This window comes from Saccharibacillus alkalitolerans (genome assembly GCF_011090185.1).
GTDB classification, from domain to species: Bacteria; Bacillota; Bacilli; order Paenibacillales; family Paenibacillaceae; genus Saccharibacillus; species Saccharibacillus alkalitolerans.
Genome location: NZ_JAAFGS010000002.1, coordinates 67,458 through 88,122 on the forward strand (window position 1 = coordinate 67,458; position 20,665 = coordinate 88,122).

Genomic DNA, 20,665 nt, shown 5'->3' on the forward strand with positions numbered 1-20,665 from the left:
CTGCGCGGTTTCGTCCGGCCTTATTTCGCGGAAGGCGAATCGTTCTCCGCCGCGGGCAGAGCGAACCACTCGGCGATCTTCGAGATCAAATCCTCGGCGGCTCCCATGCCGTCGCGTTCGGTAAACGTATACAATCCGGCCTCCATATAGGAAGCGTAAATTTCTCCGTGCCGCGGCACGATCGCATAATCGGCCGCCCGCAGCAGACTTTCGTCCAGCAGCGAATCGCCGGAAGCGGCAATCCGGGAAGAACCGGTCCGTTCTTTCACGTACAGCAGCCCGGCCCCTTTGCTCACTCCGTCGGGAACCAGATACATTTTGCGTCCCTGCACGGACAGATTCCATCTCATGCCGGCCAGCTCCCTGCGAAAATCTTCGACCTGTTCCAGCGGCATGTTCTCCCGGTCAAGAATGATCGAATAGAACAGACTGTCCGAATGCTTGTAGGATTTGACCCACTCCGGAGAAGAGATTCGGCCGAACGCCTCGATGACCTTTTCCGCCTCCTCGCTCTCCGCCAACGATTTTGCCACATGGCGCCGCCAATCGGGGTCCGGCTCGCCGTCGATCAGCACATTGCCTCCGTTGCTCGTGACGGCATATCGCGGTTTGAACGTTTCCCGGATATAGAAAATGCGTTCGTACTGCTCGATCGTCCGCGTCGTGACCGGGACGAACAGCGCCGTCTTCGACAGCTCGACGAGCAGGCGGGCCGTTTCCGGCGACATGAACGAGATGTGCTCGCCCTGATACAGCTCCACCGGAATGACCTCGGCGGCTCCGAACCCTTCCCCTATCGCCTTTTTGGAGTAAATCAGCGTTCGATCGAGATCGCTGGCAAAGATCATGTCGTGCCCCCGTTCAAAGGTTTGATGATGCCGCAGCAGGAGTAAGTCAGTTCGGGATACACTTCCACGGGAACGCCGCGATCTTCGGCCAGCAGCAAAATATGGCGCAAATTCGGGTTGTCCAGCCGATCGACGAGAATCTTCCAGGGCACGCGCCGCAGCAGCACCCGGGTCGTCTCGCCTACGCCCGGCTTGACCAAGTTGACGTCGGCAATGCCGTAATCCTGCTGAATCCGGCCGATATCCTTCATTCCCTGCCAACTGGATACGTTCGCTTCCGGCAGGTCTTCAAGCTCCGCGGCAGCCGCCTTCGCTTCTTCGCGGACTTCTTCGAAGTAACGGCTGACCCGGTCGACGAACAGGTTGGACACGTCGTCCTCCAGCCACTCCTTGTAATACTTCGCCCCGTGAAAATCGTCCGGACCGATGAGGTCGCCTCGCAGCACGGTCCGGCTCATCAGCCCCGACACCGTGGAATTGAGGCAGGCGCTCGGAATCAGGAAGTCTTCCCGCGTGCCGAACGTTTCCGAGCAGCGGCCGGGATCGGCCAGCACGGCCAGATCGTCGTCGAGCTCGATCCCGTACTTGGCCCGCATCGTCTCTTTCGCTTCCGCCAGCACTTTACGGATGGCTCCTTTGCCCGTCCAGCCGTCGACGAACTGGATGCGCCTTTCCGGATGCTGTCTCAGCATATAGAGCACCGCGTTCTCGTCGATGCCTTTGCCCCGGATGATGGAAATGCTGTAATGCGGCAGTTCCGTTCCGTAGGCGGCGCGGAAGTAGCGTTTGATCAGAATGCCGATCGGCGTTCCCGCGCGGGCCAGCGAAGCCAATACGATATCGCTGCCGTGCCGCGCGGCCAGACGTTCCGAGACGATTCCCGCGGCCAGCGCGACTTTTCGGGCCGTCGTCTCCAGCGTCTCGTGAAACAGCGCCAAATACTCGGGCGTCGGCCGGTATTCGACGGGCAGCATCTCCGAATAGTGAGTGCCTCCCTGAATCGCTTCCTCCCTGTCCTCCGTGCCTCTCTCCAGCTTGGCGTCGCTTAAGTCCTTCAGCAAAAAAACGACGTCTTCGGGACGGTAGCTGCCCAATCGCTCCGGATGCGGAAGCCGTTTGGAAGCCGGTAAATCGTTCAACATAGTCATGCTCCTTCCCCCTCTATGCCTCTGTCCGCCGCTCCCGCAGCGGCCAAATGCACGACCGGCACCCCGGTGTTTTCCAGCGCGCGCAGGAGAGGCTTCAAGTTCGCTTCGGTCGGCATTCGCTCCAGGAATACGAAAATTTCGTCGTATTCCCCTGCGGGAACGTTATAAAAGAAATGGGCCACCCCGGGATCGTCGGGCGAAACATGCGGAAATCCGCTGCGCACCGCGTATCCTTCTTCATCCCGAACATGAATGGGGCTGCGCGTGCTGGATTGGTATCGTACGCCTTCCCCCATTCCGGCCGCGATCCGCATCGGCACATACATGAACTCTCCGGTTCCCATGCACAGCGTGCGCGTTCCCGTGCGCCGGGCAGCCAGGTAAGCGGAAGCCTCCAGCACCTGACGGTCCAACCGGGCATTGTCCGCTTCGTGCATACCGAATCGGCCGGTCCACTCCAGATACGGACAGTCGGACGTTCTGCCGGCCGAGTCGGCCGATACGGCTGCCAGGTGGGTGAAGAAAGGAGCCAGGTCGTGCCGGATCAGCTGCTGTCCGCCCGATTCGCGCCGATCCGGCGCAGGCTGCGGCAGCCGTTCCACCGGACCGCCTTCCACTTCGATTACGCCCTCGATCAGCGAAAGGGTCTCGATCGTAATGCCCAATTCGGCTTCGAGTTCGGCGAACCGCTCCCGGTCCGAGACGCCGCGCCAGTCCAGCAGGCTGGCGACGACATAATGCCGGCGCGGATGCTTGCCCTGCAGGTCGCGAATAATGTTCAACGCCGTCTTGCCGGTCGTTACTTCGTCGTCGACCAGCACGACCGTGTCTTCCCCTTCGAAAAACGAAGCTTCGCGCGCGTAGCAGCGGTGCGCGGTGGCATGCGAATGTTCTTCTTCGAAGCGAAGAACCGGTTCCTGCCCGACCAGCATCTCGCGCGTCGTATGCAGGAATCTCGTATCGCCGGCGAAGCAGTCGTACATCGCATGGCCGAGCGCGGTCGCCGTTTCCGCGAAAGCGATAAACAGCGTCGGCGTCTCTGTCTCCAGCTTGCGGTTTTTCAGCCGTCCGTACAGCTCTCGGGCCTCTTCCCCTCCGCCGCGAAGGGCCGAGCAGACTTCTTCCAGGCTGCAGGCCAAGGTGTCCTGCACGGGGGCGGACAGACTCTTATCGTTGCCCGCGCCCTCTTCGGCCCGGCGCCGCTGCCACAGCAGGGCAAGCGCCGCGCCGCCGAGCAGCGACTGATGGGGATCGACCGGAATATGCTTGCCTAGAATCCGACTGACGAACAGGAAGCTGCGCTTTTTATTGATCCGTGCCGCCATCCGGAATAAATCGTCCGGATGCAGGCCGAACGGATTGGCGGTCAAACGAACCCGTACCGTCAGCCCTTCGGGCATTTCATACACGTACTCGGCCGCTCCTTCGCCGCCGAAGGCTGCCGAGCCGCGCGCCGATCTGTCGTCAGCGAACGAGTAATGCGGTGAAATTCTGGTTTTCATTCAGCACCCCGTATATTTTCGAACGAATCAAGATACGCCGCGCCCAATTCAGATGCGGCTTGATCTCGTTCATTTTATTTTCGTAACCGCTTTTGACGACTCCGATCTCGCCTCCGCTGCTGGCGAGAATATGCGAAGCGTCCATATATTCTTCGTGCGTAACCGTATACAGAGCCTGTACCGGACATATGTGCGTGGGATGGATGATCGTCTTGCCGACGATGCCGTTTTCCTTGTCCATCTCGACTTCGCGAATCAAGCCGTCCACGTACTTGTTGATGTACTGCATCCGCAGCCGAAGTCCTTCCCTTCCCGCCGTTTCCTGGAAAGGAGTCTCGCGCAGCTGAGGCTTCAGCACCCGGTCGCTCTTGAAGTACTCCCATACCGGCCCGGAAATCACATAACCGCTGCCCGCGCGGCCGAACAGGTTCACGATATCCGCCACGCAGTCGCGAATAACGCCGATGTCGTAGATCGTCATGTCGGGTTTTCGCCGGAGGCCGAACAGGCTGGAAAAGTCCGTCGCCCCGATCCTTACGTTCAATATGTATTCGCGGTACCGGTCCAGCAGCGATTTGATGCCGAGCAGCCTCTCCCGGCGCGTCTCCGCGTAGATGATCTCCGCGCTCTCCAAAATCGGCATGCCGTACAGCGTCGGACGATCCGGCGGCTTGGCTTCGTTATAAGCGCTCAGCAGCTCCAGATAGCGCTCTCCCGCGGACACGTCAAACTTGGGAAACACAAGCCCCGTCAGCAAAGCGACGGTTTCGCCCAACTGCTCCAGTATGCGCCTCGCCTGATCGGGCGTACGGATGCGCACAAAAATCAGCGGCAGCGATTCGGGATCGATCGTGCCGTTCGAGGCCCATTCGCCCAGACTTCGAATCTGCGACACCAGCGACGCTTCCGCCTCTTCGAGCTTCAGGTCGCCAACGGCATCTTCCAGGTCGATGACGACGGTGGTCAGCCCCATATGCTTGCCGGTGCTCAGGTCCCGTGCAATGGTCGGGCGGGTCGCGGGCATATACAGCGCCGCGCCGAGCGCATGGGACAGCCGTTCTTTATCCGACCGGTTGCAAAACGGTGCGGGAGCGAGGTAGAACAGCTTTTCCGTCTCTTCCACCGATAAATAATCGAAATAACGCATGATCCTGCCTCCCACGATATAAGTGCGTCTTGCGGCGTCCGCAGCACGGACGCAGAAGGGACAACGATGCGTCCCGAAGACGCGTCCCGCCGCTAATTCGAAAAAACTCCGCCGACGGAGCATCTTCAAAAGATCGAAATTTTGAAGACGTACCGTGGACGGAGAAAAACCTTCTGCCCGACGCGACACGGCGCGAGCGAAACGCTGCCGGTACTTCCCGGTCAGCCGGCCTTTCTCCGCATGCGGAGGAGTAAAAAAGCGAAACTATTGCCCGACCGCGCCGTTTGGGCGTAAGCCGAACGGCGTTACGTCCGGCGACGGCGGACCAGGCTGAGCAGAATGGTGCCGACAAAAACGGCGATCAGCAGCGGGAAAAAAATTTCCTGCGGCAGCTCGTAATCGAATACGGCCGCCACGATCATTTTCAGACCGATAATGGTAATCAGAATAAACGCGGCGCGTTCCAGCTCCGGGAACTTCTCGAGCAGCCCGAGAAACAGCTGGGCCACGCCGCGCATCATCAGCACCCCGATCATGCCCCCGAGCAGCAGCACCCAAACTTCCTGGCTGAGGCCGAAAGCCGCCAGCACGCTGTCGATGCTGAACGCGATGTCCATCATCTCGACGGCGAGCACGGTGCGCCAAAATCCGTAGTTTTTCTCTTCGACTTCGTCGTCGCCGGAATCCGGCTTGCGGCCGATATGCGGAATCAGCGGAATCCCGCCGACCCGTCCCCAGCGAAGTTCGAGTCCGAACAGATTGCTCATGGCGATCCAGAGCAAATACACCCCGCCGATCACTTTGACCCACGTGATCTTGACGAGGAACGTTCCGACGCCTATGGCGACGAAACGGAACAGATAGGCGCCGATAATGCCGTAGAACAGCGCCTTTTTGCGCTGATTCGGCGGCAGGTGCCGAACCATCACGGCCAGCACAAGCGCATTGTCGGCGGAGAGCAGCCCCTCCAGAATGACCAGGGTACCGATGACGCCCCAGGTCGCCGGTTCGCTCAAAATGGCGCCGACATGCTCCCATTGAAAATAGTTGGCGAAATTGCCGAAGAAACTCTGAAAAAAATCCGCCATGACGTCTCTCTCCTTCAAGGCGGTTCAGAGGCGGCCTGCTGCGGAGACTGCGGGCATTGCCATGCGGGCAGAGACCTGTACAGGACGGAACGAACCGTCATGCTTTTCTGTCGGATGCAAAAGCTTATGCCGTCTCTATGTCTGCGGCGCACGGCCGTAGTCAAATCACTTGCTTCCGGTCGTCCAGCGAAGTCCCCATCCGTAAGCTTGGTCAAGTTCGCGGTGTCCGGAGAAATATTCCACAAGACGTTCGATGCTGAACGTCTGATCGCCGACGTTGGTAATCATGGCGATGGCGCACATGCCTTTGCGGCTGGCGTGTTCGTCCATGCGGACGACGATATCGGGACCGCCGCCCTTAATCGTCACGACGCCGTCCGCCTGCGCCCAGTTCGCCGCGCCGTCATAGATGAAGGCGTACACCACGATGCGCTTGATGTCGCGCAGGTGAGCGCCGTTGATACGCATGTTTTCGCCGCCGGCTTTGGTTCCGGTGCGGTCGTCGCCGTCGAGCATAACGTACGGCTCGTCGTGCAGCGAACCGAAAGCACGGCCGAGCGCCTGCACGGTGCCTTTATATCCGTCCTTGAGCTCGAACAGGCAGCCCAGATCCAGATCGACTCCGGACGTCTTGCCGAAGAATCCGGTGCCCTGACGCTGGTTCCAGTTCAGATTGATCAAAATCTCGCCGATGGAATCCGTGCCCGCCTTCTTCTCCAGGCTGATCTTGTCGCCTCGCTTCTTCAGCTCGATCTTCTGCAGGCTCGGAGCCGAAGGCTGCGGGCTTGCGGAAGGCGACGAAGCGGAAGGCGCTCCCGCCTGCGGCGCGGGAGCGGGGCGTGCGCCCGGAGGAGGCGGCAGCACGCGGGGCGAAGCCCCGTCCTGCGCGCCCTGCGGCGCGGGAGGCGTTCCGCCTCCCTGCTGCGAAGGGCGGCCCAGGTTGAGCGGCGACGGATTCGCGCCGCTCGGGGGCTGCGCCGGCGGAGCGGGCGAAGGCGTAGGAGCCGGGTTTGCCGGGCGCGGCGCGGGCGGGGCCGGCGTCGGCGTCGGCGCGGGAGCGGACGGCGGAACCGGATCGGGTTCCGTCTGCACTTCGATGCCGAAGCTGCGGCACAGCGCTTCGAGTCCGCCCGTATAGCCGCTGCCGACGGCGCTGAACTTCCATTCGCCGTTATAGCGGTACAGCTCGCCCACGACGATCGCCGTTTCGACGCCCGAGGTCTTGTCCAGCGTAAAGCGGACAAGCTCCGAGCCGCCGCGTTCGTCGATAATTCGCAGATACACGCCGTTCACGCCGGCGAAATTCTGCCGCCGCTTCTCACCCTCGTACAGCGTCAACGTAAAGGCGATCCGCTCGTAGGCTGCCGGCACGCCGCGCAGCGAAAGGGACACTTGTTCGTTGTCCGTGACGCCCGCATAAGCGCTGCGGCTGCCGGTCTGCAGCTGCATGGCGCCCCCGGCTCCCGCCGGATTGCCGTAGAAAATCAGATCTTCGTCGGCCGCCGCTTTGGAATCGGCGCCGAGCAGGAAAGCCGAAAAATCGAGATCGACCCCCGGCGAAGCCTGCCAGCCCATTCCGACGACGATCCGGTCAAGACCGGGATTGGTTTTGGTCAGGTCGGCCTTCTGCCCCCTGATAATCGTGCTCGTCACAGCAAATTCCGCCTTTCGTTAAGGGGTACGGTCGGTTGCGTATCGTATTACTGGGCGTCGAGGCCGTAGTTTTTGCACAGCGCGGCAAGCCCGCCCGCAAAGCCCGACCCGATCGCCTGGAATTTCCAGTCCTCGCCGTGACGGTACAGCTCGCAGATGACGACGGCCGTTTCGACGGAGAATTCCTCGCCCAGATCGTAGCGGAGCACTTCGCGGTTATCCTGTTCGTCGACGACGCGCACGAATGCGTTCGATACCTGACCGAAATTTTGCGCGCGCGCTTCGGCATCGTGAATCGTTACGGTGATACCCAGCCGGGTAATGTTAGCCGGCACCAGCGAGAAGTCGACCAGAATCTGCTCGTCGTCTCCTTCGCCTTCGCCCGTGCGGTTATCGCCCGTGTGCACGATCGCGCCGTTCGGAGTCTTCGGATTATTGTAGAAAACGAAGTCTTCGATGCCTTTGGCGCGTCCGTCTTCGTGCAGCAGGAAGACCGACGCGTCGAGGTCATAATCCGCGCCGCTGCTGTATTTGTTCGTATCCCAGCCAAGGCCGATCATGATTTTTTTGAGGCCGGGATTCGTTTTGGTGAGGTCGATACGTTGTCCTTTGGAAAGGCTGATCGTCATGGGTGATTCCTCCGTTTCGTTTATTCAAATCTGTTTGAGCATAAATGAATAGGCTTAAGGACGGCCGAAGGCCGTCTATGTAAAAGACGGCCTTCGGGTATAAAATTCGGATAACGAGCGGCCTATCGAATTAGGATACAGCCAGTCCGAAGTCGCGTACGAGGCCTTCCAGGCCGTTTTGGTAACCGCTGCCTACCGCGCTGAATTTCCACTCGCCAGCGTGACGGTAAAGCTCGGCTACGACGATCGCCGTTTCCACCGAGAAATCTTCGCCCAGATCGTAGCGGATCAGTTCTTCGTTCGTCTCTTCGTTCACGATGCGAACAAAAGCGTTGGAGACTTGTCCGAAGTTCTGCGAACGCGCCGCCGCGTCGTGGATCGTGATGCAGAAGGAGATTTTTTCAACTTCTGCCGGCACGGAAGCCAGTTCGACCGTCAGCTGCTCGTCGTCGCCTTCGCCTTCGCCCGTGCGGTTGTCGCCGGTATGTACCACGGAGCCGTTGGCGTTTTTCGGATTGTTGTAAAAGACGAAATCCGTGTCAGCCGTTACTTTGCCCGTGCTGCCCAGCAGGAACGCCGAGGAGTCCAGGTCGAAGTCTTTGCCGCCGTCGTATTTGTTGGTATCCCAGCCAAGACCTACCAGTACTTTTTTGAGGCCCGGATTCGTTTTTGTCAGATCGACTTTTTGACCTTTTTGCAAGCTGATTGCCATGATTAAATTCCTTCTTTCTGTTTGGTTTTGGTTGGAATTCGAATATATGGATTAGCTGTAGCGGCGTGCAAGCAGATCGATATGCGGAGCCTGCGCGCCTTCGCCGATGGCGCTGAACTTCCATTCGCCGCCATGACGGTAAATCTCGCCGACCAGCAGCGCGGTCATGCCGGAGTAGTCGTCGGTCAAGTTGAAGCGGATCAGTTCTCGGCCGCTGCCCGACTCGAACACGCGGATAAACGCGGAACGGATCATGCCGAAGTGCTGCTTGCGCGCTTCGCAGTCGTAGATGTTGACGGCCGCCAAGATGCGGTGAACGTCGGCCGGCACCGAAGACAGATCGATATGGATCTGCTCGTCGTCGCCGTCGCCGGCGCCCGTCAGGTTGTCGCCTCCGTGCACCACGGAGCCGTTGGGACTCTGCAGGTTATGGAAGCAGACGACGTTCTTGCCGTTCGTCAGCTTGCCCTGCTCGCTGAGCAGCAGTACCGATGCGTCGCAGTCGATATTGGCCGCTTTCTTCTTCATGCCGAACAAGCCGCGGCTTTCCGACTCGGCCGGGTCCCAGCCCAGTCCGACCGTGATCTTCGACAGGCCGGCATTCCCTTTCGTCAGATCGACTTTCTGACCTTTTACCAGAGAAATTGTCATTGCTGTCTATTGCCCTCCCAATTGGAATGGTATGGTTCGAACTGATAATCAAATTATACCTGTTCGTCCGGGTACAAAACAACTTCGCCCGTAACGTTCGGGCCGCGCCGATCGTCCGGGCTCGGCCGCATGGTTAGGTATACGGCGCAAACGCAATCCGGTTTCAACGAGCGCGAATTTTAACGCGGCTTGCGAAAAAACCTCCGGCCGCGACCGTAAAACGGACATGCCGGAGGTTCTTCCTCCCTTATCGATTCGGATCGGTTCCGCCCGCAATCCCGTTTGCCGCTTACAGGCCGAATTCGCCCGGATTCAGATTCAGCACATTGCAGATGTCGCGTACGGCCGCTTTTTCCTGCTCGTCGAAATCGCCGTCGGCGGCGCCGATCGCGCAGCAGACGCCCACAATGACCCGCCCGACTTCAGGCTTGGACTTGAACTTCGCGATGGTGCGCAGCGCTTCCTGCTTGCCGACCATGACGTCGAACTCCATGTTGCCGGCGAAGTGGTTAAAACGGTCGATGACCTCGCTCATGTTAAAAACTTTGAGCTGTTCGTTGCGGCCGATATACCCCGCCATCTTCTGTTTTTCCGCAGCGTCGATCGTGCCGTCGGCTACCGATACGATCGCGCAGCCCGCCACAATGGCATCCATCAAATCCTTATTTTTAAAACGGCTTACCTGATCCTGCAAACCCGTCTTTGTCTTGTTCAGCCAGCTTTGAAACGAACTCATCTTATACGCCTCCGTTTGATTAGGAAATGGGTAAACCTTCGCAATTGGTCTGAGATGCCGTTTTGCTTCTTCCTGATGTAACCTCAGTATAACTCATTTAATCAGAGAATTCTCCTTCGCCGCTTTTAGCCAGTCCGGAAACTCGCCGAGCAGCCGGTCGTACAGCTCTTCGTCGGAAATCTTCTTCAGATCGTTGACCTGAAAAAAGTTCGCGTTGTCGATCAGGCGGCCGTCCAGGTCGTCGAGCTTTTTGAGGAATTGAAAATTTTCTTTCCCCACGCCGACGAACTGCCAGAAGATGCCCAGACGCGACGTCCGGCGTACGATTTCCGCCGCGCGTTCGCCGTCGAAGCAGTTGCCGTCGGTCACGAAAATGACGTACACCGGTTCTTCGGGACGCGGCGCGCTGACGCTCACCTTGGCGCGTCCGAGCCCGAATAATCCTTTTTTCACGCTGAGCGCGCCCGGATAATAATAGTCGGCGATCCGCTGCATAACGCCCGCGTAATTCGTTCCGTTTTCCAGCTTGTACTTGGGCCGGATCTCCCGGTCGACGAACTCGTAGAAATTCTCCTTGCCGATCTCGCCGACGGAATAATCGCCGACGCCGAACAAAAAGACGTCGGCCGCGCCGTTGTCGTCGAAGTTCATGCCGAGACCCAGCGTCCGTTCGCATACCGCTTGAACGATACCGCTCGAGAACAGTCCCGTCATCGAACCCGAGATGTCCAGCGCCAGCGCGACGCGTGCCCGCTGATTGCCCAATCCTTTTTTGCCGAGCGAAATCGTTGCCGTCTTGGAAAGGCTGATCAGATTCTCCTCGGCTTTTTTGCGCAAATCGATACTCATGCCCTGCATCTCCTTTCCGCCCGCCGCCTGCGGGTCAGCTTTGTTCTCACTGTAACACCTGCGGAGCTTTTTTCAAAAAAATGGGCTAAACGTTTTTTTCGATCGAGTCGCGAACGCCGAAGTACCGTCGGACCGCCGCCCCGATAAAGAAGGCGAGCAGCGATATCCCCCCGGCGTACAGATACAGATCCACGATGCCGATCGTTTCCGCCAGCTTCGCCATACCGAGCAGCGACGCGCAGAAGATGATGTTGAGCACCGTCGCCTGCGCGGACAGCACCTTGGGCAGCTCGTCGTCGCTCGCGCTCTGCTGGATCAGCGTGCGGCGCGCCACCATCGACAGCTCGGCGAACGGTCCCATGACGAGAACGAGCAGCAGCGCGGCGGACGGCGAAGACGTCTGCGAATACGCGATCGTCAGAAGCGAATAACCGAAAATACCCGTCAGCATGGAATCGAACAGCCGACGCTGCAGCCTTTTGACCAGCGCGACGACCAGCAGTCCCCCCAGTACCGCTCCGGCAAAATAAGCGGCGTTGATGAATCCCCACCATTCCTCGCCCCGCCCGAGCGCCTCCTGCACGAACAGCAGGGTAAACGCGCCGACCCAGACCGATCCGCCGAGCATGTCGATCGAATCGATCAGCGTCAGCGCGCGCAGCTTCCGGCTGCGGCCGATCAGCTTCCAGCCCTCGAGCAGCGCTTCGCGGCGGGAAAGCTCGGCCTGTCCGGCTTCGTCCCCGATCAACTCCGCATCGTCCGGCGCCGTGCCGGCCGTTCCCTCCGCAGTCCCGAAGCCGACCGAGACCGATGCTTTCCGGCCGGAAGGCTCGCGGATCAGCGCGGTGAACAGCAGCGCGGCCGCATACAGCACGCCGGCAACCAACAGCGTTCGGGACGCGCCGGCGAAAGCGACGATCACCCCGCTGACGCCCCAACCGGCAAACTGTACCGTCTGATCGCTGACCGAGATCAGGCCGTTGGCGCGCATCAGCCATTCCTTTTCTACGAGGCGCGGGACGAGAGCGTTTCGCACCGGCGTCGTCCAGCCGTCGAGAAACGACATGACGAACACCAGCGCGAAGACCGGAACGAGCGGCGCCGAGCCTTCGCCCGCCCGCAAATACAGCAGCAGCGCCGCAAAAACAAGCAGTTGGCCGCCCTGAGACAGCAGCATCAGACGCGGCAGGCGAAATCTGCGCAGCATAAGCGGAGCAAGGAACCCGCTGAGAATCTGCGAGAAAATACGAAAAAAGGGCACGAGAATGGTCGAAACGACCGATTCCGTGCCTTGCAGTACGAGAACGGTGAGCGCCGTCACGTACAAAATATCGGCCGCGTTGGACATCGTTTGCGAACTCCACAGCCAGTAGAACGATTGTTTTTTCATGATCGGGTTCTCTCCTGTCGAAGCATCCGGTATGCGTTTATCAAAGATCTTTAAGTCGAGTTGACTAAAACGATCGGTGGAATTCCCGGCTTTACGACGTCAGCTTTACATACAGCCGCGCCCCGTATTCGATCAATCGAATGCCGAATACGCTGGCAAACAGGATCACCGTGATCCAAATGCCGATCCGTTCGACGCGCTTGCCCGATTTTTTGCCCGTCGTCATCAGGCCGAAGCGGATCTTCCACTTCAGCGGCGGCAGCGGGCGGATGCCGTTCTTGCTCAGCGAGTCGCACGCCAGATGCAGCAGATAGCCCAGCCCTCCGGCCAGCCAGATCGACGGTCCGTGCGAAGCGGTGAGTCCGTACAGCAGCAGCGTCCAGGCTGCCGTCGCGTAAAACGTATGCGTGATTCCCCGGTGCGGAGCCAACGAAAAGACGATCAGCAAAATGCCTCCCATCCGGTTCCAGGGCGCGTAATGCTCCCCGAGCACGATGACGGCCAGCCCGATCAGCACGAACGCGCCTTTGCGCAGCGCCTGTTCGGGCAGGAACATGGCGACGACCGCGATGGCGGCCAGTACGCTGTTCCAGGGCTGCTCGATCGGCGCATAAAATAACAGCGCAGCGCCGATCAGCAGCATAGCCGACTGCAGAATGCGCAGCAGGCGGTCGGGCAGCGCCCGGGTAACGAGTATGGAATTCGGATGGTCGATGTCCGGCAGCAGCGAGCTGACCGCCGCGATCGCGACCGCTCCCGGCGTGACCGGCGCTCCCGTCAGCGCCAGCAGGGACAGCGATACGCCGGTCCCGATAATAAAATGAGCTTTTCCCATCATGGTCTTGGTTGTCCTTTCGTTTGTTCGGCAATGATAGGAACGGCGCTTCCCCATATGGAAACAGTTCCGTTACGGCAGGCGGTCGGGATGCTCTCGGAGCACTCTTTCGCGTATATGATCAACAACTTCTTCAGCCTTTATTTCACAACGGAAACACGCTCCCCGAATCGTCGAATTATCTTTAACCTTTTGGCAAGGCTTATGTAAATTTTCGTCTTTTTCATCATATCACACCCCTGTTCGCGTCTCAATACGAACACGAAATTTTTGCGAACGGGCATTCGGGGATTTTTTCGCGGCTTCCGCCGCCCGAAAAACTGCTCCCTAACGGGCATTTCTTCGTATCCAGCCGGGCAAAATCATGTTATACTCGAGGATGCCGCTTCGGCGGCTGCCGATTCCGGCATAATCGCATATCATCGCCAGATGAAGAGATTCCGCGCCCCTAAGGCGCGGGAGAGGTTCGAGAACTCCCTCTATAAAAAACTATTCGCCGCCCCGCCGAATTCGAGGCTTTTTCGGCGTGCCTTTTTGGAACCGCTGCGCGGATCGCGCTCGGTCGGCACTGTTTTTTACGGCAAGTTCCTGGACCTCTTTCCTTCCCATCATGAAGAAGAAAGAGGTTTTTTGCATGCTCAAAAACGAAAAAGCGGTCGTCGTGTTCAGCGGCGGCCAGGATAGCACCACCTGCCTGTTCTGGGCGAAGCGGACGTTCGCCGAAGTTCAGGCGGTCACGTTCGACTACGGCCAGCGGCATAAGCTCGAGATCGAATGCGCCAAGTCCATCGCGCAGGAGCTCGGCGTCAAGCATACCGTGCTCGACATGAGCCTGCTGAACCAGCTCGCTCCCAATGCCCTTACGAGAGACGACATCGAAATCGCGCATGAGGAAGGCGAGCTGCCGAGCACGTTCGTCGAAGGCCGCAATCTGCTGTTCCTCAGCTTCGCCGCCATCCTCGCCAAAACGTCCGGCGCGCGCCATATCGTGACCGGCGTGTGCGAAACGGACTTCAGCGGCTACCCGGACTGCCGCGATACGTTCGTCAAATCGCTCGACGTGACGCTGAACCTGGCCATGGATTATCCGTTCGTCATCCATACCCCGCTCATGTGGCTCGACAAAGCCGAGACGTGGGCGCTGGCCGACGAGCTGGACGCGTTCGATTACGTGCGCGAGCGTACGCTGACCTGCTATAACGGCGTCATCGGCGACGGCTGCGGCGAATGCCCGGCCTGCCGGCTGCGCCGCGCGGGTCTCGACAAATATATGACGGAACGGAAGGCAAAAGCATGAGCGAACAGGATAAGCAGCACCGCCAACCGGGACCTTTTCATATCGTTCGGCAGCTTCAAGTGTTCGGCGAAGACATTACGGGCGAGCAGCTCCGCTATCACCGCAAACGAGTCATGGTCAGCAAGTCGTTCACGTTCGACGCCGCCCATCACCTGCACGACTACGAAGGCAAGTGCAAAAATCTGCACGGACACACCTACGAGGTCGTATTCGGCATCTCGGCGGTCCCCGCATCGAACGGCATCGCGGTGGACTTCGGCGAGATCAAGACCATCTGGAAAGAGCGGATCGAGACGTATCTGGATCACCGCTACCTGAACGAGACGCTTCCGCTCATGAATACGACGGCGGAGAACATGGTCGTCTGGATCTACGAGCAGATGGAAGCCGCTCTCCGCTCCGACGAATATCGGACGCTCGGCGCCCGCACCGAATTCGTCCGTCTGTTCGAGACGCCGACTTCCTATGCCGAAGCGAGACGGGAGTGGATGGAAGAATGAGCGATTCCGCGAAAACCCTTCCTCCCGATCCGTCGGCGCGCCCGATTCCCGTATTGGAAATCTTCGGCCCGACCATTCAAGGCGAAGGCATGTCGATCGGCCGCAAAACGATGTTCGTTCGCACGGCCGGCTGCGACTACCGCTGCTCCTGGTGCGATTCCAAATTCACCTGGGACGGCAGCGCCAAAGACGAAATCCGCATGCTGAGCGCGGCGCAGATCGTCGAAGAACTGTTCGCCCTCGGCGGCGATACGTTCGATCACGTGACGATCTCCGGCGGCAATCCGCTGCTGATCTCGCAGATGTCCTGCCTCGTGCAGCAGCTGCGCGAACGAGGCATCCGGACCGCCGTCGAGACCCAGGGCTCCCGCTGGCAGGACTGGCTGGTGCGCATCGACGAAGTGACGCTGTCCCCGAAGCCGCCGAGCTCGGGCATGGATACCGACTTCGAAGCGCTCGATTCCATCGTTTCCCGCCTGCTGGAAGCGCCCGGCCGGCGCGACCTGTGCATCAAGATCGTCATTTTCGACGAAAACGATCTGACTTACGCCCGAGCCGTGCATAAACGTTATCCGGACGTGCCGTTCATTTTGCAGACGGGCAATCCGCAGGTCTCCGGCGAGTCCGACGATCACGTCTCTTCCCTGCTGAAGCGCTACGAATGGTTGATCGGACGCCTGTCCGAACTGCCGGATCTTAAGGACGCCCGCGCGCTGCCGCAGCTGCATACGCTCGTCTGGGGCAACAAGCGCGGCGTCTAACTTTTTCATCTATAACTTTTTCATATAAAGGAGATTTTTCATGAGCCATTCCCGCCAAGACGGTCTGGAAGACCTGACGCTGCTGGGCAACCAGGGCACCAAATACACGTTCGAATACGATCCGGGCATTTTGGAGTCGTTCGACAACAAGCACGCCTACCGCGATTATTTCGTCAAATTCAACTGTCCGGAGTTCACGAGCCTGTGCCCGATCACGGGACAGCCGGACTTCGCGACGATCTATATCAGCTACATTCCGGACGTGAAAATGGTCGAGAGCAAATCGCTCAAATTGTATCTGTTCAGCTTCCGCAACCACGGCGACTTCCACGAAGACTGCATGAACATCATCATGAACGACCTGATCAAGCTGATGGATCCCCGCTACATCGAAGTCTGGGGCAAATTCACGCCGCGCGGCGGCATCTCCATCGACCCGTACACCAACTACGGCAAGCCGGGCACGAAGTACGAAGAATTGGCATGGAACCGGATGATGAACCACGATCTGTATCCGGAAAAAGTGGACAACCGCTAAAAGACCTCCGGCATCCCCGCGTCGCTTTCGAAATCCGGAAGTGACGCGGGGATTTTTCTGAGGGTATAATGGGACGGGAAGAGAAAAAGCTTCGCCCATACCCAACCGAGAGGATGATCAACAATGGCTCTGACATTTACGGACATGGTTACCCAGGCAAAAAACAACGTACCGGGCGTCACTTCGCAGGAAGCGCGCGAGAAAATCAACGCCAACCCCGATACGTTCATCATCGACGTACAGGACGCCGCCGATGCGGGCGCCTGCGGCCTGATTCCGAGCAGCGTCAACATTTCGCTCGGCATGCTGCCGATCCGCGCCGACCTCGGCGTGCCGGCCGAACTGCGCGACGAGCGCCTGAGCGATCGCAATCGCCCGATTCTCGTCACCTGCGGCGCCGGCGGACAAGCCGCCCTGGGCGCTTATGCGCTGAAGCTGATGGGCTTCACCGACGTGGCGTACATTGACGGCGGAACGGCGGCCTGGAAGCAGGCGGGCTTTGACGTCGAAGAAGCGTAACCGAATCCGCCCGCTCCTACCGTGCCGGCCATCGCAGGATGGCAAAAGGCACCGATAAAGCGGCGCAGCGAAAAACCGGCCCGGGCCGCAGCCCGATGCCGGCTTTTCGGCATGTAGAAGAAAGCCTTACTTGTCGCGGTTCAGCAGCCGGGTCAGCGGATACACCCCCGTGCTCTGCAGCAGGAGAGACAGGAAAATGGCGGCGAACGCCAGCGGCACGAGCCGCGCGTCGGGGCCCGATACCGCCTCCTGCGTCCACAGCAGCAGCGCGACCGACATGGTGCCTTTGATGCCCGACCACGTGATGAGCAGCGAAGCGCGGCCCGCATGCCCGAATTTCCGTCTCCATGCCGGAACCGAATACATCGAAGCCGTGATCATGACGAGGCGAACGAGCAGCGACAGCATGAAGACCACGGCAGCCAGCCCCCAACCCGGGAACCCCAAATACCCCGCCCCGTCCAGGCCGATCCATAAGAAGAGCACGGCGAGCAGACTCGGTTTGACGATATCCCAGAAGCCGTCCAGATGCCCTTTCAAGCCGCCTTCTCCCTCCGTATGTCCGATTTCGTAGGCAAGCATCATTCCCGAAGCCACGGTCGCCAGCACGCCCGAGCCTCCGATCGCTTCCGAGACATAAAAGCCTCCGTACGCGGCAGCGAGCGTGACCATGACGCGATATGCTTTGTTATCGTTGAAACGGACGACGCGGCTGAGCAGCCAGCCCAGCAGAAGTCCCGTTCCGACTCCCTTGACGGATACGAGCAGGAACTCGGAAGCAAACGTTCCGACGGAAAATCCCTCCCCCGTCTGCAGCATGGAGAGAAAAATCGTGAAAATGACGATGCTGGTCCCGTCGTTGATCATCGATTCGCCTTCGACCACGCCGGACAGCCTGCCGGAACCCGAACTCTGCTTCAAAATGGCGGTCACCGATACCGGGTCCGTCGGAATCAGGATCGCCGCCAGCAGCAGCGCTCCCGCCCAGGACAGCGGGCTTCCCATCCACTGCGCCGCGTAATAAACGCCCGATCCCAGCAAAAAGGCGCTGACGATCAGCCCGCCCGTACTCAGCGCCGCAATCAACCCGAAGTCTTCCTTGAACCGCTTCAGCGGAAATTGATAGGCCGACGTGAACAAAATACCGGGAAGAAATACGTTGAAGATGATTTCTTTTGAAATATGCAGCGAAGAAAAGTAAGGAATAAACGACAGCCCGATTCCGAGCACGACCAGGACGACGGGAACGGGAAAATACTTCTTTCGCAGGTCGACGGTGTAGACGACGTAACCGATCAGCAGCATGAGGACGATTTGATGGGTAATCAATAGGACGACTCCTTTCTTCTTACACGGTTGGACCATATCCTTAAATACGGGGGGGAACCTTAATGAAAAACAGACTTCGCGTCATTCCTTATCGCATGACGGCCCGGTCCGAGCAGGTCGGAGAAATTCCCGAAGGCGTCGAGCTCATTCAGGCCCCGCGCCTCTGGGAACGCACCCGGGGCGCAGGCGTCACGGTCGCCATTCTCGACACCGGCTGCGACGCCGATCACCCCGACCTGGCGGAACGAATCGTCGGCGGCCGCAACTTCACGGACGACGACGGCGGGAATCCCGAAATCTACGAAGATTACAACGGGCACGGCACCCATGTCGCGGGCACCATCGCGGCCGTACGGAACGGTTCCGGCGTTACCGGCGTCGCGCCGGAAGCCGATCTGCTGATTTTGAAAGTTCTGAACGGCGAAGGTTCCGGCGAATACGACTGGATTATCGGCGGAATCGATTATGCCGTGCAGCAGGGCGTCGACATTATTTCGATGTCGCTGGGCGGACCGGAAGACGTGCCGGCTCTGCACGAAGCGATCCGGCGCGCGGTCGACGCGAACATTCTCGTCATCTGCGCGGCGGGCAACGAAGGCGACTCCGACGAAAGCACGAACGAATTCGGCTATCCCGGCTATTATAACGAAGTGATCAGCGTCGGCTCGGTCAATCTGGCCCGTCAGGCCTCGGAATTTTCGAACACCAATAACGAAGTCGATCTGGTCGCTCCCGGCGAGGGCATTCTGTCCGCTTACCTGGGCAGAGGCTACGCTTCCCTGAGCGGCACCTCCATGGCCACGCCGCATGTGTCGGGCGCGATGGCGCTGATCAAGGTAATCGCCAACGAAAGCTTTGGCCGCAGCCTGACCGAACCCGAGCTGTACGCCCAGCTTGTGCGCCGGACGGTTCCGCTCGGCACTTCGCCCTACTTCGAAGGCAACGGCCTTCTGTATTTGACCGCGCTCGAAGAATTGAAACGGGTATTCGGTCCGGAAGAAACGGCCCGCATTTTGAACAAGCATTGACATTGCGGCCGACGCGCCTGTTCCGCTCCCACACCTTTAAACGCATTCGCGCGGCGGGAAGCAGCGCGGCAGAAAGCGGCCCGGCTTCGGCCCGGCCGCTCTTGGCCTTTGCCGCGCGCTGGATTACAATGAGAGACATTCCTGCAACACGGAAAATTCAGCCACGCTGCGGAGGAATGTTTATGTCGGTCAAACCAGGAGCCGAAAGCGCCGCTCCTGACGCATCGAACGGGCGAAGCGATAAGGCGTCCGCTTCCGGCGGACGTCCCCCCGCCACCGTCTACGGCGTCCTGTTCGCGATCGGATTCGTGCATCTTCTTAACGACTCGATGCAGGCGGTCATTCCGGCCATCATGCCGATCCTGCAGAATTCCATGAGCCTCAGCTACGGCCAGCTCGGCTGGATTCTGTTCGCGATCAATTTCACGGCGTCGATTATGCAACCCGCGATCGGATTGTTCGCCGATAAAAGGCCGACTCCCGCGCTGCTGCCGATGGCGATGGCGTCTACCTTGACCGGTATGCTGCTGCTCGCCTACGCTCCCGGCTATGCCGCCGTGATCGTCGCGGTGATCTTCGTCGGTCTCGGTTCCGCCGCCTTCCATCCGGAAGGCTCTCGCGTATCCCATATGGCCGCCGGGCCGAGACGCGGTCTCGCCCAGTCGATCTTTCAGGTCGGCGGGAACGCGGGGCAGTCGCTCGCTCCGCTGCTGACCCGGCTCATCTTCATTCCGCTCGGCCAGTTCGGCGCGATCTGGTTCACGGGCATCGCCGCGCTCGGTATAGCGGTGCAGCTGTTCATCGCCCGCTGGTACGGACGCACGCTGAAAGCGGCGGCGCAGACCAAGAAGACGGCTGTCCGCCAAGCCATGGACCCGGTAGTGCGCCGCAAAGTCGCTGCCGCCATGACGCTGCTGCTGCTCCTTGTCTTCGTCCGCTCGTGGTATGTCACGTCGGTCGGCAGCTACTACGCGTTCTATCTGCGCGACGTCTTCGGCGTCAGCATCGCCGACGCGCAGATTTACGTGTTCCTGTTCCTCGCGGCGGGCGCCGTCGGCACGCTGCTCGGCGGCCCGTTGGCCGACCGTTTCGGCAAGCGCAACGTTCTGTTCGCTTCCATGCTGTTCGCGGCTCCGCTGACGCTGGCGCTGCCGTACGCCAACCTGCTCTGGACCGGCATCCTGCTGTCGCTTATCGGCTTCATCCTGCTGTCGAGCTTCTCCGTGTCGGTCGTATACGCGCAGATGCTGATTCCCGGCCGGGTCGGAGCCGTATCGGGCCTCGTTACCGGTCTGGCGTTCGGCATGGGCGGACTCGGCGGTCTCGTGCTGGGCAGTTGGATGGATGCCGCCGGCGTGGCGGCCGTCATGCGCTTCTGCAGCTTCCTGCCGCTGCTCGGCGTGCTGACGTTCCTGCTGCCGGGCGACCGGAAGCTGAACGGCTGGGCTTCGGCGAACGGAGCGGACGCTTAAGTTTTCGGGAACGGCAAAAGGGAGAGCCGATAC

21 protein-coding genes are annotated in these 20,665 nt (G+C 59.7%); 7 read left to right on the forward strand and 14 right to left on the reverse strand.

Annotated features, from left to right (window positions below):
- Positions 1-20 precede the first annotated feature (20 nt).
- From GYN08_RS06005 to GYN08_RS06065, 13 genes are all read right to left on the reverse strand, one after another.
- Complete coding sequence (locus GYN08_RS06005; protein WP_166273198.1) at positions 21-848, reverse strand: HAD family hydrolase; 828 nt, start codon at positions 846-848, stop codon at positions 21-23.
- Positions 845-1,996, reverse strand: coding sequence for a cysteine protease StiP family protein (locus GYN08_RS06010; RefSeq protein WP_206023637.1), 1,152 nt, complete (start codon positions 1,994-1,996; stop codon positions 845-847). The genes GYN08_RS06005 and GYN08_RS06010 overlap by 4 nt, the downstream gene beginning before the upstream one ends.
- Positions 1,993-3,498, reverse strand: coding sequence for a phosphoribosyltransferase family protein (locus GYN08_RS06015; RefSeq protein ID WP_166273199.1), 1,506 nt, complete (start codon positions 3,496-3,498; stop codon positions 1,993-1,995). Before GYN08_RS06015 ends, GYN08_RS06010 begins: the two co-directional genes overlap by 4 nt.
- The gene (locus GYN08_RS06020) at positions 3,461-4,645 is read right to left on the reverse strand and encodes an HpcH/HpaI aldolase/citrate lyase family protein (protein WP_166273200.1); all 1,185 of its coding nucleotides are present in this window, start codon (positions 4,643-4,645) and stop codon (positions 3,461-3,463) included. The genes GYN08_RS06015 and GYN08_RS06020 overlap by 38 nt, the downstream gene beginning before the upstream one ends.
- A gap of 305 nt (positions 4,646-4,950) precedes the next feature.
- Positions 4,951-5,733, reverse strand: coding sequence for a TerC family protein (locus GYN08_RS06025; RefSeq protein WP_166273201.1), 783 nt, complete (start codon positions 5,731-5,733; stop codon positions 4,951-4,953).
- Positions 5,734-5,898: 165 nt separating this feature from the next.
- Entirely contained in the window at positions 5,899-7,386 is a 1,488-nt protein-coding gene (locus GYN08_RS06030; RefSeq protein ID WP_166273202.1) for a TerD family protein, read from the reverse strand.
- 47 nt (positions 7,387-7,433) lie between these two features.
- A complete protein-coding gene (locus tag GYN08_RS06035) occupies positions 7,434-8,015 on the reverse strand; it encodes a TerD family protein (RefSeq protein ID WP_166273203.1) in 582 nt (193 codons plus the stop codon).
- Positions 8,016-8,145: 130 nt separating this feature from the next.
- On the reverse strand, positions 8,146-8,727 hold the full coding sequence (locus GYN08_RS06040; protein WP_166273204.1) for a TerD family protein: 582 nt from the start codon (positions 8,725-8,727) through the stop codon (positions 8,146-8,148).
- A 51-nt stretch (positions 8,728-8,778) separates the two neighbouring features.
- Complete coding sequence (locus GYN08_RS06045; protein ID WP_166273205.1) at positions 8,779-9,378, reverse strand: TerD family protein; 600 nt, start codon at positions 9,376-9,378, stop codon at positions 8,779-8,781.
- Between the two features lie 289 nt (positions 9,379-9,667).
- Positions 9,668-10,114, reverse strand: coding sequence for a tellurite resistance TerB family protein (locus GYN08_RS06050; RefSeq protein WP_166273206.1), 447 nt, complete (start codon positions 10,112-10,114; stop codon positions 9,668-9,670).
- Between the two features lie 93 nt (positions 10,115-10,207).
- Positions 10,208-10,963, reverse strand: coding sequence for a VWA domain-containing protein (locus tag GYN08_RS06055; protein ID WP_166273207.1), 756 nt, complete (start codon positions 10,961-10,963; stop codon positions 10,208-10,210).
- A gap of 85 nt (positions 10,964-11,048) precedes the next feature.
- Positions 11,049-12,353: an MFS transporter gene (locus GYN08_RS06060; RefSeq protein WP_166273208.1), complete on the reverse strand. Its 1,305-nt coding sequence runs from the start codon at positions 12,351-12,353 to the stop codon at positions 11,049-11,051.
- A 91-nt stretch (positions 12,354-12,444) separates the two neighbouring features.
- Positions 12,445-13,191, reverse strand: a complete 747-nt coding sequence (locus GYN08_RS06065; protein WP_166273209.1) for a metal-dependent hydrolase — start codon at positions 13,189-13,191, stop codon at positions 12,445-12,447.
- A gap of 631 nt (positions 13,192-13,822) precedes the next feature.
- Between GYN08_RS06065 and queC the strand changes: the two genes are divergently transcribed.
- From queC to GYN08_RS06090, 5 genes are all read left to right on the forward strand, one after another.
- Complete coding sequence (gene queC / locus GYN08_RS06070; RefSeq protein ID WP_166273210.1) at positions 13,823-14,485, forward strand: 7-cyano-7-deazaguanine synthase QueC; 663 nt, start codon at positions 13,823-13,825, stop codon at positions 14,483-14,485.
- Positions 14,482-14,985, forward strand: coding sequence for a 6-carboxytetrahydropterin synthase QueD (gene queD, locus GYN08_RS06075; RefSeq protein ID WP_166273211.1), 504 nt, complete (start codon positions 14,482-14,484; stop codon positions 14,983-14,985). Before queC ends, queD begins: the two co-directional genes overlap by 4 nt.
- Positions 14,982-15,746, forward strand: a complete 765-nt coding sequence (gene queE, locus GYN08_RS06080; protein ID WP_166273212.1) for a 7-carboxy-7-deazaguanine synthase QueE — start codon at positions 14,982-14,984, stop codon at positions 15,744-15,746. Before queD ends, queE begins: the two co-directional genes overlap by 4 nt.
- 40 nt (positions 15,747-15,786) lie before the next feature.
- Entirely contained in the window at positions 15,787-16,284 is a 498-nt protein-coding gene (gene queF / locus GYN08_RS06085) for a preQ(1) synthase (RefSeq protein WP_166273213.1), read from the forward strand.
- 123 nt (positions 16,285-16,407) lie between these two features.
- Complete coding sequence (locus GYN08_RS06090; protein ID WP_166273214.1) at positions 16,408-16,803, forward strand: rhodanese-like domain-containing protein; 396 nt, start codon at positions 16,408-16,410, stop codon at positions 16,801-16,803.
- 126 nt (positions 16,804-16,929) lie between these two features.
- Here the strand turns inward: GYN08_RS06090 and GYN08_RS06095 are convergent, their stop codons facing one another.
- Positions 16,930-18,132: a cation:proton antiporter gene (locus GYN08_RS06095; RefSeq protein WP_235945940.1), complete on the reverse strand. Its 1,203-nt coding sequence runs from the start codon at positions 18,130-18,132 to the stop codon at positions 16,930-16,932.
- A 62-nt stretch (positions 18,133-18,194) separates the two neighbouring features.
- Here GYN08_RS06095 and GYN08_RS06100 point away from each other — a divergent pair, with 62 nt between their 5' ends.
- Both GYN08_RS06100 and GYN08_RS06105 read left to right on the forward strand, forming a co-directional pair.
- Positions 18,195-19,160, forward strand: a complete 966-nt coding sequence (locus GYN08_RS06100; RefSeq protein WP_166273216.1) for a S8 family peptidase — start codon at positions 18,195-18,197, stop codon at positions 19,158-19,160.
- 182 nt (positions 19,161-19,342) lie between these two features.
- Positions 19,343-20,632, forward strand: a complete 1,290-nt coding sequence (locus GYN08_RS06105) for an MFS transporter (RefSeq protein ID WP_166273217.1) — start codon at positions 19,343-19,345, stop codon at positions 20,630-20,632.
- Positions 20,633-20,665 lie beyond the last annotated feature (33 nt).

Bases quoted from the DNA above. Each gene is read 5' to 3' on its own strand.
- GYN08_RS06005 (WP_166273198.1), bottom strand. From the start codon at position 848: ATGATCTTTGCCAGCGATCTCGATCGAACGCTGATTTACTCCAAAAAG.
- GYN08_RS06010 (WP_206023637.1), bottom strand. From the start codon at position 1,996: ATGACTATGTTGAACGATTTACCGGCTTCCAAACGGCTTCCGCATCCG.
- GYN08_RS06015 (WP_166273199.1), bottom strand. From the start codon at position 3,498: ATGAAAACCAGAATTTCACCGCATTACTCGTTCGCTGACGACAGATCG.
- GYN08_RS06020 (WP_166273200.1), bottom strand. From the start codon at position 4,645: ATGCGTTATTTCGATTATTTATCGGTGGAAGAGACGGAAAAGCTGTTC.
- GYN08_RS06025 (WP_166273201.1), bottom strand. From the start codon at position 5,733: ATGGCGGATTTTTTTCAGAGTTTCTTCGGCAATTTCGCCAACTATTTT.
- GYN08_RS06035 (WP_166273203.1), bottom strand. From the start codon at position 8,015: ATGACGATCAGCCTTTCCAAAGGACAACGTATCGACCTCACCAAAACG.
- GYN08_RS06040 (WP_166273204.1), bottom strand. From the start codon at position 8,727: ATGGCAATCAGCTTGCAAAAAGGTCAAAAAGTCGATCTGACAAAAACG.
- GYN08_RS06045 (WP_166273205.1), bottom strand. From the start codon at position 9,378: ATGACAATTTCTCTGGTAAAAGGTCAGAAAGTCGATCTGACGAAAGGG.
- GYN08_RS06050 (WP_166273206.1), bottom strand. From the start codon at position 10,114: ATGAGTTCGTTTCAAAGCTGGCTGAACAAGACAAAGACGGGTTTGCAG.
- GYN08_RS06055 (WP_166273207.1), bottom strand. From the start codon at position 10,963: ATGAGTATCGATTTGCGCAAAAAAGCCGAGGAGAATCTGATCAGCCTT.
- GYN08_RS06060 (WP_166273208.1), bottom strand. From the start codon at position 12,353: ATGAAAAAACAATCGTTCTACTGGCTGTGGAGTTCGCAAACGATGTCC.
- GYN08_RS06065 (WP_166273209.1), bottom strand. From the start codon at position 13,191: ATGATGGGAAAAGCTCATTTTATTATCGGGACCGGCGTATCGCTGTCC.
- queC (WP_166273210.1), top strand. From the start codon at position 13,823: ATGCTCAAAAACGAAAAAGCGGTCGTCGTGTTCAGCGGCGGCCAGGAT.
- queD (WP_166273211.1), top strand. From the start codon at position 14,482: ATGAGCGAACAGGATAAGCAGCACCGCCAACCGGGACCTTTTCATATC.
- queE (WP_166273212.1), top strand. From the start codon at position 14,982: ATGAGCGATTCCGCGAAAACCCTTCCTCCCGATCCGTCGGCGCGCCCG.
- queF (WP_166273213.1), top strand. From the start codon at position 15,787: ATGAGCCATTCCCGCCAAGACGGTCTGGAAGACCTGACGCTGCTGGGC.
- GYN08_RS06090 (WP_166273214.1), top strand. From the start codon at position 16,408: ATGGCTCTGACATTTACGGACATGGTTACCCAGGCAAAAAACAACGTA.
- GYN08_RS06100 (WP_166273216.1), top strand. From the start codon at position 18,195: ATGAAAAACAGACTTCGCGTCATTCCTTATCGCATGACGGCCCGGTCC.
- GYN08_RS06105 (WP_166273217.1), top strand. From the start codon at position 19,343: ATGTCGGTCAAACCAGGAGCCGAAAGCGCCGCTCCTGACGCATCGAAC.